The sequence below is a fragment of the Polaribacter reichenbachii genome, from assembly GCF_001975665.1.
In the GTDB taxonomy this organism is placed as follows: Bacteria; Bacteroidota; Bacteroidia; order Flavobacteriales; family Flavobacteriaceae; genus Polaribacter; species Polaribacter reichenbachii.
In genome coordinates, this window is the sequence record NZ_CP019419.1 from 106,162 (window position 1) to 122,468 (window position 16,307).

Here is a 16,307-nt window from a genome sequence, read left to right on the forward strand (position 1 = left end):
AAATAAATCAATTACACTTAATTACTAAATTTTAAAAATACACTATCTATTAAATACCAAACTAATTACAACTATAAAACAATTGTTGCGTCAAATGAATTAAATGTAGCATTACTGTTAATTAAAGGTTAAATAGCAACAATAGTTTTAAATTCTGTTTTTTCTGTGTTAAAAAAAACAACATACTTCAATTACATTTGAAAGAAGTATAACAACACATATGAAACAAAACGACTCAATTAAAAATCTTACAAAAATTTAGTAAAAATGATAATTTATTAACATTAATACTAATTAAAAATTAATAGAAGTCTTAAGCTATGTTCGTTGTTAATCTAAAAATATTTAATTAACCAATTAATATGAAAGATGATAAAATTTAAAGTCACGATTATTGCATGCTTAATATTATGTATGCAAAATGTTTTTTCACAAAACAAAACAATTACAGGTCAAGTAAAAGATACTTCTGGTAATCTTTTGCCTGGGGTATCTGTTCTAATTAAAGGAACTCAAAAAGGAACAAATACAGATTTTGATGGTAACTACTCATTAGACAATGTATCACCTAAAGATGAGTTAGTTTTTACTTTTATAGGAATGAATGCTATTACAATTCTTGTAGGTAACCAAACCAAAATTGATGTAGTCTTACAAGAAAATTTAGAATCTTTAAATGAAATTGTAGTGGTTGGTTATGGTAGCAAGAAAAAAAGCTTAGTAACAGGTGCTATTTCTAGTATCGACTCAAAACAAATTAAAAGCTCATCTAATCAAAGAGTAGAAGCTGTTTTACAAGGTAGAACTTCTGGTGTTACTGTATCTTCATCTTCAGGTTCTCCTGGCTCTGGTGCTAAAATAAGAATTCGTGGAGCAGGTTCTAGTGGTAACTCAGAACCTCTTTTTATTGTTGATGGTATGAAAGCATCATCTATTGCAGACATTGCTCCTGCAGATATAGCAAACATCGAAATTTTAAAAGATGCCGCTTCTGCTGCAATTTACGGTACAGAAGGTGCTAATGGTGTAGTTATTATTACAACTAAAAGAGGTAAAAAAGGCGGATTAAAAGTTTCTTATAACAGCCAATTAGGTATACAAACGTTAAAAACAAATATGGAGTTAATGAATGCTTCGCAATTTGTACAATACATGAACGAGGCTGGTATAACAAGTGTGGTAGATAATGGTTATGACACAAACTGGATAGACGAAACTTTTTCTACAGCTTTAATGCATAGAAATGACATTAACTTATCTGGTGCAACAGATAAATTTTCTTACTACACCTCTGCCTCTCATTTAGACCAAGATGGTATAATAACAGGGAACAATGATTCGTTTAAAAGAACTACAATTAGAATAAATTTAAAAGCAGACATTACAAAGTGGTTAGAGTTTGGTGTAAATTCTACATATTCTTCTTCAGACAAAAGTGGTATACCAGAAAATAGCGATACAAGAGGTGTAATACAAAATGCCTTAATCTTAGACCCTTTAACACCTGTAACTTATGCAAATGGTCAGGTTCCTCAATTTGTTATCGATAATGCAAATAATAATGATGTACCTTTACTAACAGATAATAATGGTAATGTTTACGGTTATCCAAGTTACTCTACAGGAGAAGTAATTAACCCTGTAGCTTATGCAAATGTTATCAATAAAACAACTGTAGATTCTTATCAATGGTTAACATCAACTTATTTAAAATTTAAGCCTTTTGATGGTTTTTCATTTACTTCTAGATTTGGTTATGATGAAAATCAATGGGATACAAAAAATACAATTAATCCTTATTATGTTACTTCAGAAGCAGCAAACACTGCCTATACAGGTTCTCAAAATATTGTAGAATCTAAAAGATGGTTGTGGGAAAATTTTGCTTCTTACGAAAAAGAAATTGGCAATCATTCTTTTAAATTATTGGCAGGTTATTCTGCAGAAAACACAAGAGTAAAAACCATAATCTCTAGAAGCGGATCTACATCTATTGCAAACTTTACTGGTTTCGATTTCGATTTACCAGATTTTAACACACAAATTAATTTAGTAGACCCATCACCAGACAATATGGTTTCTATGTTTGGTAGATTTTCTTATGATTATGCTGGTAAATATCTGTTCGAAGCTTCTTTAAGAAGAGATAAATCAGATAAATTTCCAACAGCAAATAAAGCAGGTACGTTTCCAGCATTTTCTACAGGTTGGGTAGTTTCTAAAGAAGGTTTTTGGAAAGAAGATTCTAAATTAGATTACCTTAAGTTAAGAGCCAGTTGGGGGCAAAATGGAAGCAGAAGTAACTTAAGTGGTAATTCTGATAAAACCTATATTACCTCAATTATTAACGGACAAACTATCGATTATTTAGGTAGTACAGGTGCACAAATTACAGGATACTCTAACCTTAACTTAGTTTGGGAAACCTCAGAACAACTAGATTTAGGGATAGATTTAAGAGCATTCGATAGTAGATTAAGTTTTTCTATAGATTATTATAAAAAAACAACTAGAGATGCTATTGTAAGCGATGGTAGTTTAATTACACCTGGTTCTGCTGGTTTTGTTTCTAACGAATTTAATGCTGGTACAATAGAAAATAAAGGTTTCGAATTTGAATTAGGCTATGGAGACACAACAGAAAACGGTCTTAGATATAATATTAATGCAAATCTATCTACTTTACAAAATAAAGTAACAGAAATTCTTTTTGTTCCAGAAGGTACTTCTCTTACAGGAGCAGGTGCTCCTCAAAACGCAGACGGAATAACAAGATTTACAGAAGGGCAACCTTCATGGTACTTTTATGGTTACCAAACCAATGGAATTGATCCTGCAACTGGCGAGGTAATAATAGTAGATACAGATGGTGTTAATGGTATTACTAATGCCGATAAAACAAATATTGGCTCACCACATCCAGATGTTTTATTTGGGGGTAATATTAGCTTGGGTTACAAAGATTTCGATTTTAATTTGCAATTTCAAGGTACAATTGGTAATGATATTATTTCTACTTATCATCAACCTTCTAGAGCTATTACAAACAAACCTTTACATTACTTTACAGAAAGATGGCAAAATCCAGGTGATGTAGCTACATATCCAGGTGCAGGTAGTGTTATTGGCTCTTATCAAACAGATTTAATGGTAGAAGATGGTTCTTTTATGAGAATTAAACAAATTCAATTTGGCTACACATTACCAGAGCATATTGTAAAAAGAATTCGTGCTAAAAATTTAAGAATATATGTTTCTTTAGATGACTATTTTACTTTTACAAAATACAAAGGTTTAGATCCTGAAGTTGGTAATTTTAACTTTAACAGTATAGGAGTTGATAGAGGTTTTTTCCCTACAGCAGCAAAAGCAATATTCGGATTATCACTAGACTTTTAATAAAAAATACAACATATTATGAAAAAAATATTTTTAACAATTATTGTAGTTCTTTTCTTCGGAGTTTTCTCTTGTAGTGATGAATTTACAGAAAATCCAAGACTAAATGTTCAAGATTTAGAAACATTTTTTCTTGAAGAAGAAAATGTAGAATCTGCCATAATAGGTATTTACGATTTAATGCAATTTAACTATGGTAGAGATTGGCACAGTGTCTTTTTAGTAAAACTATTACCTGGTGATGATGCTAATGCTGCTGGGGGTAACTCAGAAGATCAAGCTCAATTACAAGATATTGACGATTACGCAAATGTATCATCATCAAATGTTTCTATTGCTAGTGTTTGGGATCTATTTTACAGAACCATATCTTTATCTAATTTAGTAATAGAAAATATTAAAGATACTAACCTGAGTAATAAAGACAGAGCTTTAGCTGAAGCCAAATTTATGAGAGCTTGGTCTTATTTCGAGTTAACAACTATGTTTGGCGATATTCCTTTACGTTTAACTGTACCTACAAGTGCAGAAGAATTTGGAATTGCAAAATCTTCTAGAGCAGATGTTTATGCTCAAATACAATTAGATCTAACAGACGCAATTGCTTCATTACCAGAAAAAGGAGCCTTAGCAGATAATTTTCGAGTTTCTAAAGGTGCAGCACAAGCTTTAATGGGTAAAGTATTGGTTTTTCAAGAAAAATATTCTGAAGCAATCCCATATTTTCAAACTGTAATCAGCAATACTGCTCACGATTTAGAAGCAAATCCTGCAGATGTTTGGGGCATAAATAACGAATTCGGCATCGAATCTTTATTCGAAATTGGTTATGTATCTACAACTGCTAGAGATTGGGGAAATCTTGCTTGGGGTGGTAGAAACGAAAGTAATTTACATATACAGTTAATGGGACCTAGAGGAGATGGTATTTTCGATCTTACTGGTACAGGGTTAATTAATGGATGGGGTTTTAATTTACCAACTAGTAAGTTAGTAACCGCTTTTGAAACTGCTGGTGATGTAGATCGAAAAGCAGCAACCTTAATAACAGAAGCAGAATTAATTGCTGCTGGTGGTGGCGTAGATCCATCAGCGGCTTCTGGTGGTGTTATTTGGGATTACGAAGGGGCTATAAGAATTAAATACGCTACAAACCCAGACGACTCAAGCGATGATGGAGTTAAAGAATTAAATTACAGTACAAATTTTAGACTGTTTAGATACGCAGAAGTGCTATTATTAGCTGCAGAGGCTTATAATAAAGCTGGCCAAGATGATGCAGCAAGAACCGAATTAAATAAAATTAGAAACAGAGCTGGCTTAGCAGATATTGATGCTTCAACTTCTGGAAACGCTTTATTCGAAGCTATTGTAAACGAAAAATTCTTAGAATTAGCGCACGAAGGGCAACGTTTTTGGGATTTAGTACGTTGGGGAAAAGCTAGTACAGAATTAGCAGGTACTAATTACTCTTCTACAAACGATTTGTTTCCAATTCCGATTACTGAAATTGATAAAAATAGTGAGTTAACTATTGCTGATCAAAACCCTGGATATTAATATTTTTATTTGATTTATAAGAGAATAAAGCAGTATGGAACATTATTTTCATACTGCTTTATTTATTTTTACGAAATAAGTATTGCCATGTATAAATCTCTCATCTTACTTTTAGTCTTTTTTGTTCTTTTTAGTTGCACAACTAAAGAACAATCAGAAAATACAACAACCTTATTTTCTAAACTTTTATCAGAAAAATCGAATGTTAATTTTAGCAATAATTTAAAAGAAACAGAGACTTTAAATTATTTTAAATACACTTCTATTTATATGGGTGGTGGCGTTTCTGTAGGTGATATTAATAATGATGGATTAATAGATATTTTTTTTACAGGCAATCAAGTTAGTAATAAATTATACTTAAATAAAGGGAATTTACAATTCGAAGATATTACAGAAAAAGCAAATATTCCTGGTGATGATCGATGGTACACAGGTGCAACTATGGCAGATGTTAATAACGATGGTTATTTAGATATTTATTGCGCTGTTGCTGGTAAAAATGGTATTAAAAACAATCAACTTTATATTAATAATAAAGACAATACTTTTACAGAAAAAGCAAAGGAATATCAAATAGATAATGCTGCCAATTCAGTACAAGCTACTTTTTTTGATTATGATAATGATGGCGATTTAGACCTTTATGTTGCAAATTACCCAATTGCTCATCCATCAACATCAAATATGATTTACAAAAACAGAATGCAAAATGTTTCTGATAATGAAACAGATAAATTGTATAGAAATGATGGTACATTTTTTACGGATGTAACAGAAAGTGCTGGTGTTAAAAACTATAGTTTTTCTTTAGGCATTACTGCTTCTGATATTAATAATGATGGTTGGCAAGATCTATATGTTTCTAATGATTACAGCATTCCAGATTTTTTATACATCAACAACCAAGATGGTACTTTTAAAGAAGTTGTAAAAAAAGCAACTTCTCAAACTTCTTTTTACGGAATGGGAATAGACATTTCTGACATTAATAATGATGGTTTTTTAGATGTTTTTCAAGTAGATATGGAATCTAACAACAACCGTCGTCAAAAAGCAAATATGGCAAGTATGAATCCTAAATTGTTTTTTGAGACTGTTTTTTATGGTTTTCATTACCAATACATGCACAACTCTTTACAACTAAATTCAGGTTTAATAAAAGATGGAATTCCTAAATTTTCTAACATTTCTAGACTAACAGGTATGTCTTCTACAGATTGGAGTTGGGGACCTCTTTTTGCTGATTTTGATAATGATAGCTTTAAAGATTTATACGTTACAAACGGTACAAGAAGAGAAGTAAACAACAAAGATTTTTTTAAAAAAATAGATAAAAAAGAATATGATAAATATTCGTTATTAGAAAAAACAAAAATGATTCCTAGTGAAAAAATAGACAATTTTATGTTTAAAAACTTAGGTAATTTAAACTTTGATAATGTTGGCAAAAAATGGGGGTTAGAACACAAAGGTTTTTCTAACGGAGCTGCTTATGCTGATTTAGATAATGATGGCGATTTAGAAATTATTGTAAATAATATTGATGAAAAAGCAACTATTTTTAAGAATAACAGCTCAGAAAACAACACCTATTTAAAAATACGATTTAAAGGTGATATTAAAAATAAATTTGGATTGGGAAACAGAGTTTATGCATTTGTAAATAACAAAAAACAAATGCAAGAGCTCACATTAACAAGAGGTTTTCAATCTTCTGTTGCACCAGAACTTCATTTTGGATTTGATAAAGAAAAGAGAATTGATAGTTTGCAAATTATTTGGCAAACAGGAAAAACCGAAACTTTAAAAGACATTGCTACCAATCAACTTTTAACCATTAATTATGCTGATGCCTTAGCAAATTCATCAAAAAAAGAAATCAAAAAAAATAAGGTTTTATTTACAGAAGCTACCAATTTACCAAAACCAAAACATAAAGAAAACGACTTTAACGATTTTGATAAACAGGTTTTATTACCTCACAAAATGTCTACTTTAGGGCCTACGCTATCTGTTGCTGATGTAAATAATGATGGTTTGGAGGATTATTTTATTGGAGGATCTTTTGGTGTTCCTGCACAATTATATCTGCAAAAAAACGGCGATTTTATAAAAACTAAAATTCCGGCTATAGAAAAAGATAAATTATCAGAAGATTTGGGTTCCTTATTTTTTGATGCTGATGCTGATGGAGATCAAGATTTATATGTGGTGAGCGGAGGTTATGAATTTGCTCAGAATTCATCGATGTTGCAAGATAGATTTTACGAAAATGATGGAAAAGGTAATTTTAAAAAAGCAATAAATGCATTACCAAAACTTACAGAAAGCGGATCTAAAGCCTATCAACTAGATTATAATAAAGATAGTAAACAAGATATTTTAGTTTTAGGCAGGCAAATTCCTGGCAAATATCCGCTTGCGGCAAACAGCTATTTATTAGAAAATAATTCTACACAAAAAAACATAAAATTTGAAAAAACCTCAACTACACTTTTTACTGATTTAGGAATGGCCACAAGTGCAGTAATCACAGATTTTAATAATGATTCTTGGCAAGATATTATTATTGTTGGTGAGTGGATGTCAATCAAAATTTTTAAAAATAATAAAGGAATTTTTGAAGATGTTTCAGAAAAAATGGGAATCACAAAAGATGCCACTGGTTGGTGGTGGAGTATAAATCAAGGCGATTTTGACAATGATGGAGATGTGGATTATATACTGGGTAACAATGGTTTAAATTATAAATATAAAGCCACAGAAAATGAAACTTTTGATATTTATGTTAATGATTTCGACAAGAATAATAAAAATGATATTGTGTTAAGTTATTATAATGACGGCAAACAATATCCACTTCGTGGAAGACAATGTTCATCAGATCAAATACCAGGTATCAAAAATAAATTTAAGAATTATGACGAATTTTCTACTGCTACTTTAATTGATGTATACGGTAAAAATAATTTAGAAAACGCTTTACATTATCAAGTAAAATCTTTTGCCAGTATTTACTTAGAAAATAAAGGAGATTCTTTTAAAATTCATCAACTACCAGTTGAAGCACAATTTTCTAGCATTCAAAAAATATTGGTGAATGATTATGATAAAGATGGTAATTTAGATGCTTTAATTGCAGGAAACCTACATAATTCTGAAGTAGAAACGCCAAGAAACGATGCTAGTTACGGTTTATTTTTAAAAGGAAATGGTAAAGGAATTTTTAAAGCAACATCGGTTTTAGAAAGTGGTTTTTATACTTCTGGTGATGTAAAAGAAATGTCTGAAATAACAATAAATAATAAAAAACACATCATCGTTGGTAAAAATAATGATGAAATACAATATTTAAAAATCAATAATTAAAATATTAATGATAAAATCATAACACTGGTAAAACCAACAAGCGAAAGTAAAATGGTCATTACAGACCAACTTTTAAACGTTTGTTTTTCATCAATATGTAAATATTTACTGACCAACCAAAAACCACTATCATTAACGTGAGACATTATGGATGCACCAGCTGCAATGGCAATTACCATAAGTGCTTTGTCTATTTCAGAAATAGAATCCGCTAAAAGTGGAGCTGTAATTCCAGCTGCTGTTATCATAGCAACTGTTGATGAACCTTGTAGAACACGAACTATTACAGCCGCTAAAAAAGCAAAAAACAAAACGCTTATGCCTTTATCTGCAAAATAATTTGCTAACATTGCTCCTGTTCCTGTGTTGATTAACACTTGTTTAAAAACTCCACCAGCACCAGTTAACAGAATAATGATACCAGCAGCTTCCATAGATTTTGTGGTAATTTTTAATAATGTTTCTTTATGATAACCTCTTTTAATCCCTAATAAATACCAAGCAATTAAATTGGCAATTATTAACGCAGAAAATGGATGTCCAATCATCTGTAACCAATTTTTGATGTTATTAGGAATAGTACCTTCTGCAAATAAAGGACTATTTAAAACGGTATTGCTAACTATTAACACAATTGGAATACCAATAATAGCAATTATTAAACCCACTGCAGGATAATCTTTAAACTGCTGATTTTTTTCTATGGATGGTGCTTCTACAAATATTTTTTTAGCAATATATTTTGAAAATAATGGGCCACTAACAATTGCAGTAGGAATTCCAACAATAAATCCGAATAAAATAACCCATCCCAAATCTGCTTTTAAAATATCTGCTACAGCAACTGGACCAGGAGTTGGAGGAATAAATGCATGCGTAATTGCCAAACCTGCTAATAGAGGAATAGCATACAACAATAATGATTTTTTAGTTTTACGCTGTAAAGAATAAATCAATGGTACTAAAATGATAAAAGCAACATCAAAAAAAACAGGAATTGCCACAAAAAAACCAGTAATTACCAATGCCCAAGAAGCATTTTTCTCTCCAAATTTATGCAATAGATAATTAGCCAAAGCTTCTGCACCTCCAGAATGTTCTAAAATTGCACCAAACATTGCTCCCAAACCAACCACAGTTGCCACAAACCCCAAAGTATTACCCATACCATCTTTTATGGTATTAATAATTTCTAAAGGATGCATTCCAGAAAAAACACCTACAGCTATACTAGCAATTAATAAGGCTATAAAAGCAGGGATTTTTAATTTTAAAATAAGTACCAATAATATTACAATACCAAAAAACACAGAGGCAAGCAACCAAAAACCTAACATAAATACCTCTATTTTTTAAGAGAAAACGATGTTTTTAAACCTTCTGCTGAATTGGGACCAACCCAAAGGTTAAATTTACCTTCTTCTGCTGCTTTCACTAATTTATGATTGACAAACTCTAAATCTTTAGCTGAAATTTGAAAAGAAATTTCTTTAGTTTCTCCACTTTTTAAGAATACCTGTTGATACCTTTTTAACTCTTTTACGGGTCTTGTAATACTACCTACTACGTCTTGTATATATAATTGTACTGTTTCTTTTCCGGCAGTTTTACCTGTATTTGTAATAGATACTTTTACCTCTAAATTTTCACTAAAGTTAATTGTCTCTTTAGAGATTGAAATATCAGCATATTTAAAAGTTGTGTAAGATAATCCATATCCAAAAGGAAAATGTGGAGTAAAACCAGCATCTAAATAATGAGAATCGTTACCTAAAGAACTTTGCCAAGCACCAATTGGTATTTTATCTATAGATACAAAATTAACACTATCTGCAGGTCTACCTGTGTTTTTATGATTATAAAAATAAGGCAACTGTCCTGCTGTTTTTGGCCAAGAAACAGGCAATCTTCCTTCTGGGGATTCTATCCCATTAATAATTTCATACAAAGCTTCACCACCCATTGTTCCTGGGTGCCAAGACATAAGTACAGCATCAGTTTTATCAATAATATTTGTAATTGTAATTGGCCTACCAGCCATAATTACTAAAACAATTGGTTTGCCTGTTTTGGCCAGTTCATTAATTAATGCTTCTTGTGCACCAGGCAAATCAATATTTGCTCTACTGTGTGCTTCTCCAGATAAAATGGCTTCTTCTCCTCCAAAAAATAAAATTACATCCGATTTTTTTGCAACATCAATTGCTTCTTTGAAACCTTTTTTAGATTTATCTCTACTATGCCCTAATCCTTTAGCAAACATAAAATTGGTACTTGCTTTTTGGTATGCGTGTAAAGGTGTATTTGTATGCTCTTTTTCTCCGTCAAAAGCCCAAGTACCTAATTGTTCATGAGGTGCATTTGCTAAAGGTCCAATAATTGCCACTTTTGTTTTTTCTGAAAGTGGTAAAATTGATTGTTTATTTTTTAATAAAACAGTACTTTCAATCGCTGCTTTTTTGGCTTCTTTTAAATGATTTTCTGCATAAAAATTCCCTTTGTGTTCTTTATTTCTATACGGATTTTCAAATAAACCTAACCTAAATTTTATTCTTAAAATATTACGTACAAATTCGTTTAATTCTTCTATGGTTACTTTATTTTCTTTGATTAATTCTTTTAGATGGTTCTCATAAGCAGTACTTGTCATTTCCATATCTAATCCTGCTTTAGCAGCTAATTCTCCTGCGTGTTTTTCATCACTTGCATAGCCATGATATACCATTTCTGTCACAGAATCCCAATCACTTACCACAAAACCATCAAACTGTAATTCACCTCTTAAAACGTCTTTTAATAAGAACTCATTTCCTGTTGCTGGTACTCCATTTATTTCATTAAAAGAGCTCATAACTGTAGCAGAACCAGCATCTATAGCAGATTTAAAAGGTGGTAAATACACATTTCTTAACAATTGCTCGCTCATATCTACTGTGTTATAATCTCTACCTCCAATTGCTGCTCCATAAGCAATGTAGTGTTTTGCAGAAGCTGCCATTGAATAAGGATTACTTAAATCATCACTTTGAAAACCTTTTACATAAGCTGCACCTAAAACGGTTGCTAAATACGGATCTTCTCCTGGAGATTCTGCAATTCTTCCCCACCTGCTGTCTCTGGCAATATCTAACATTGGCGCAAACGTCCATCTTATTCCATAAGCAGAAGCTTCAAAAGCGGCTATTTCAGAAGATTTTTCTACAATTTGAGCATCCCAAGTTGCTGCTAATCCCAATGGAATTGGAAACATTGTTTTAAAACCATGTATTACATCTCTACCAAAAATCAATGGAATTCCGTTCGGACTTTCTTCAACTGCAATTCTTTGTAATTCATCTACATAATCTAGATTCATAATATTTAAAAAAGCTCCCACATTTCCTTTTCTAACAGATTCTTTTAAATCTGTTGGCAAAGAAGTTGCTCTACTAGAAACGCCTCTTAAATTAGTTTGCCCTATTTTTTCTTCTAAAGTCATTTTTGCAAGTAAAGCTTCTATTTTAGCTTCATGCGTTGTGTCTTTTACAAAAGATGATTTTTTATTTTCTTTACAGCTTAGAATTGTTAACAATAACAGTAATAATAGGAATACTTTTTTCATAATATTATTTATTTTGTTGGTTTGTTTTCTATATAAAAATTACTTTTTACACCTTTAACTCCGGATTTTACTTTAAAAATAGCGCCTGCTAAAGGATATTTTTCTACTTCTTCTGCTGTCATATCTACACTTGCTGTGGTTATGTATAAAACATCTAAATCTTTACCACCAAAAGCACACGAAGTTACATTATGAGCTGGCACTTCGATTTTAGAAATTACTTTGCCTGTTTTAGGATTAAAGCGAATAACTGCATTTCCATTCCACATACCCACCCAAAGCATATTTTCTTCATCAATGGTCATTCCATCAGGAAAACCTAACGATTCTGGAATTTGAACCACTACTCTTTCGTTTGCAATTTTTCCGGTTTTGTTATCATAATCATAGGCTTTAATAGTAGAAGTTGGAGTATCTATATAATACATTGTTTTTTTATCTGATGTCCAAACAATTCCGTTAGAAATGGTTACACTATCTACCTTTTTTTGAAGATTATTTTCTGAGGTAATTGTGTACAAATTAGCTTTACCCGTTAATTGTTGCATATGCATAGAACCTACCCAAAACCTTCCTGCAGGATCACATTTACCATCATTTAATCTACTGCCTGGTAATTCTTTTTTCATGTCAGTAAACAAGGTACTTTCTCCAGATTCTAAATTCATTTTATGTACTCCATCTTCTAAAGCAACTAAAGCTTCTTTTTCTGTAAAAGGAACTACTGTTCCGATTCTAGATTTGGTTTCTAAAATTTTATTTTCTTTTGTTGATGGATTAAAAATATTTAATTGTTTGCCTTCTATATCTACCCAATACAATTCTTGGGTTTTATAATTCCAGATGGCACCTTCGCCTAAACTTGCATTTATCTTATAGGCTAATTTTGCTGTTTTAATAGGGATTTTTGCCTCTTCTTTTTTACTTTCTTTTTTATTTGAATTACAAGCCATTATCAGAATTAAAAAAGTAACAATTGATATTTTTTTAAGCATAAACTATTTTATTTTTTTTGATTTAGAAAACATCCAAGAAATTAATTCGGGTTCTTTAAATGCTTTTTTAAAAGTATCTCTATGACCTAAATTATACTCTGTATATTTTACATCAGCATTGATGTTTTTTAAAAGTTGATACATATTTCTAGAACCTTCTACAGGATTCCATTGATCTTTATTTCCATGAAAAATCCAAATAGGAATTTCTTTTATTTTCTGAATTTGATTTGGATCTGAATAACCTGCCATTGGTATTGCTGCTGCAAATAAATTGGGTTTTCTTGCTATAAAATCCCAAGTACCAAAACCGCCCATAGATAAACCTGTTATGTAAATTCTTGAAGTATCTATCGCTTTTTCCTTTATTAATTTTTCTATTAATTCTAAAGTTGCTTTACCTGAATCAGAAGGAATTGGATTTATTTGATAAGAACCATCTTTACCTAAACCTTTAAAAGGTGTTTCTGGTTTATTACCAATCCATTTTGCCCATTCTTCATTTTCTGTTTTATCAGAACATTGTGGAACTAAAACATAACAAGGATATTTTTCTTGAGATTTGGTTGTTAATAATGAGTTTTCATTCATTAAAAACCCTGCATTTCTGTAAATTCTTTCTCCGTTTTCTGTTCCTCTTTCTCCTCTACCATGTAAAAATATTACAAGCGGAATCTTTTTTTGTTGCTTAATATTGGGTTCAAAAAATCGATAAGGTAATTTTAAATTATTTGAAGCTGTAAAAGTGTTTTTCACCAATAAACTATCCACATTAGCTAAACTAAATTTTGGACCATTAGGTTTTGGTTTGCAAGCAAAACTAAGACAACTAAAAACAACAAATAGTAATATTTTACAATTCACACTAAAAAATAAAAAAGCAGTACAAAGTAACTTCATACTGCCTTAAACTTAAACAATTATAATTAAAACAAACTAAACTTAATTTTTTTCACAATGTTATTTGATGCATTACCTACATACAAATAATAGTTTCCATCTTCTATAGACCAATCAGATACTTCTGTATTATAATACCCTAATTCATCAGCAGCAATAGAAATACTTACGGTTTTTTGATCTCCTTTTTCTAAAAATACTTTTGTAAAACCTTTTAATTCTTTTATAGCTCTTTGCACTTTAGATTTATGTTTACCTACATATACTTGTACTACCTCTGCTCCTTCTCTATCTCCAAGATTAGCTACATTAAATGTTACTTTTATTGTATCGCTTTTATTGTATTTTTTTTGATCAATTTTAACATCAGAAATTGTAAAATCAGAATAAGACAAACCGTAACCAAAAGCATATTGAGGTGTTATTTTTTTAGTATCAAACCATCTATAGCCCACCAAAATATCTTCTTTATATTCTTGATCTACACCATTTCCTGGATAAGAAATTTCGCCAAAAGAATGCGCTGCATTGTCTTCTAGTTTTTTAGGAAAAGAGAAAGGTAATTTACCAGAAGGATTTACATCTCCGCTAACCACATCTGCAATGGCATGACCTGCCATACTACCCAAATACCAAGTTTGCAAAACCCCTTTAGTTTTAGGCAGCCAATTCATTTCTACAGCATTCCCTGTTAATAATAAAAAACCCACATTTTTATTCACTTCGTGTATTCCATCAATTAACTTTTCTTGTCCATAAGGCAAGGCAAAAACTTCTCTATCATCTCCCTCACTATCTTGATGATGACTTTTATTTAATCCGCCAACAAAAAGAACAACATCTGCTTTTTTAGCAGTTTCTATTGCTTTTACATACAAAGAATCTTGATTTAAAGTAGCTGGAAGAATTTCATCATATACAGAATCACCAGACTCATACCCCATTGTATGTATTATTGTTGCATTTTTATATCTTTCTTTAATCCCTTGTAAAGGAGAAATTTCGAAAAGTGGTTTTAATTGTGATGAACCACCACCTTGTGTCATATTTCTAGTTGCATTTTCTCCAATAACAGCAATTGTTATTCCTTTTTTATCTTGAATAGGGAAAAAGTTCTCTTCATTTTTTAGCAAAACAATTCCTTCTGTAGCAACTTCTCTAGCTACTTTATGATGTTCTTTTGTGTTTAATTTTCCTAATGCTCTATTCGGATTTAAATTTGTACGATAAATTAAACGTAAAATTCTACGAACCTTATCATCTACTAAATCTTCGCTTAATTCTCCATTTTTAATCGCTTTTAAAAACGGATTTGCCAAAAAGTAATGTTGATAATGATTACTTGTAGTAGTCCCTAATCCATCAGTTCCTGTACCCATTTCCATATCTACACCATATAATGCAGCTTCTTTAGTGGAATGAACAGAACTCCAATCGCTAATTACAACTCCATCATAATCCCAATCAGTTTTTAAAATTTTATGTAAAATTTTGTTATGTGTAGTATACTGCCCTCTAAACTTATTATAAGCTCCCATTAAAGCCCAAACATTTGCTTTTTGCACAGCTGCTTTAAATGCTGGCAAATAAATTTCATATAAAGCTCTGTCACTAACTTCTACGTTAATTTTATCTCGCCAATGTTCTTGATTGTTTAAGGCAAAATGTTTTACACAAGCTGCAATTCCGTTTTCTTGCACACCTTGTATATAAGGCACTACCATTGTTGATGCTAAAAACGGATCTTCTCCTAAATACTCAAAATTTCTACCATTAAATGGCGTTCTATAAATATTTACACCAGGCCCTAACAACACATCTTTTTCTCTATATCTAGCTTCTTCTCCTAAATTGTAACCATATTTATTTGCTAATTCTGGATTAAAAGTAGCTGCTAAACAAGTTAAAGCAGGAAAAGCGGTAATAGCATCATTTGTCCAACCTGCATTTTCCCAAGCATCCCAACTAATTTCTTCTCTAACACCATGTGGCCCATCAGACATCCAAACCTCAGGTATTCCTAACCTTTCCACTCCTTTTGTACTAAATTTAGATTGTGCGTGCGTCATTGCCACCTTTTCTTCTAGCGTTAAAATAGCTATAATACTATCTATTTTTGCTTCTATAAATGCTGTAGTTACTTCTCCTTTTTCTAATTGAATTTGTGGTATTTTATCTTGCGCTATTATATATGATATATTTAGGTATACAGTAAAAACAAAAACGCTTATGGTCTTTTTAAAAGGTACTCTCATGTTTCAAATTTAATTTGCTGTTATTTTTTTTTATAAAACTACTTTTTAAGGATAGATATGGATAAAACTATTTCTACTAAGATTAAAACATTTGTTGCATTTTTTTTATGATTATAGCAGTTTTACCAGAGAATAACACATTTGTGATACTGTCTGCTTTAGATTTTGTAGCAAAAGAATTTTGTAGTTTAAAGTTTTGTAATACTTTAGTATTTATGATTTTTA

The 16,307-nt window shown here is 30.9% G+C and carries 8 protein-coding genes; 3 read left to right on the top strand and 5 right to left on the bottom strand.

Annotated elements, in window-relative coordinates; translation table 11 throughout:
• Positions 1-414 precede the first annotated feature (414 nt).
• The 3 genes from BW723_RS00430 (at position 415) to BW723_RS00440 (ending at position 8,331) form a co-directional block, all read left to right on the top strand.
• Positions 415-3,399 carry a SusC/RagA family TonB-linked outer membrane protein gene (locus BW723_RS00430; RefSeq protein ID WP_226789190.1) on the top strand — a complete coding sequence of 995 codons (2,985 nt, stop codon included), beginning with the start codon at positions 415-417 and terminating at the stop codon, positions 3,397-3,399.
• Between the two features lie 18 nt (positions 3,400-3,417).
• Positions 3,418-4,959 (top strand): RagB/SusD family nutrient uptake outer membrane protein, encoded by a 1,542-nt coding sequence (locus BW723_RS00435; RefSeq protein WP_068358598.1) that lies wholly within the window; start codon positions 3,418-3,420, stop codon positions 4,957-4,959.
• 87 nt (positions 4,960-5,046) lie between these two features.
• Positions 5,047-8,331: a VCBS repeat-containing protein gene (locus BW723_RS00440; RefSeq protein WP_068358601.1), complete on the top strand. Its 3,285-nt coding sequence runs from the start codon at positions 5,047-5,049 to the stop codon at positions 8,329-8,331.
• Here BW723_RS00440 and BW723_RS00445 read toward each other — a convergent pair.
• The 5 genes from BW723_RS00445 to BW723_RS00465 all read right to left on the bottom strand — a co-directional run bounded on the left by BW723_RS00445 (position 8,328) and on the right by BW723_RS00465 (position 16,082).
• Complete coding sequence (locus BW723_RS00445; RefSeq protein WP_068358604.1) at positions 8,328-9,668, bottom strand: GntP family permease; 1,341 nt, start codon at positions 9,666-9,668, stop codon at positions 8,328-8,330. The genes BW723_RS00440 and BW723_RS00445 overlap by 4 nt on opposite strands.
• Before the next feature lie 8 nt (positions 9,669-9,676).
• Positions 9,677-11,932 (bottom strand): glycoside hydrolase family 3 N-terminal domain-containing protein, encoded by a 2,256-nt coding sequence (locus BW723_RS00450; RefSeq protein ID WP_068358607.1) that lies wholly within the window; start codon positions 11,930-11,932, stop codon positions 9,677-9,679.
• 8 nt (positions 11,933-11,940) lie between these two features.
• Positions 11,941-12,927: an SMP-30/gluconolactonase/LRE family protein gene (locus BW723_RS00455; protein WP_083139622.1), complete on the bottom strand. Its 987-nt coding sequence runs from the start codon at positions 12,925-12,927 to the stop codon at positions 11,941-11,943.
• A 3-nt stretch (positions 12,928-12,930) separates the two neighbouring features.
• Entirely contained in the window at positions 12,931-13,698 is a 768-nt protein-coding gene (locus BW723_RS00460) for a carboxylesterase family protein (protein WP_162274025.1), read from the bottom strand.
• 155 nt (positions 13,699-13,853) lie between these two features.
• Complete coding sequence (locus tag BW723_RS00465) at positions 13,854-16,082, bottom strand: beta-glucosidase (RefSeq protein WP_068358615.1); 2,229 nt, start codon at positions 16,080-16,082, stop codon at positions 13,854-13,856.
• Positions 16,083-16,307 lie beyond the last annotated feature (225 nt).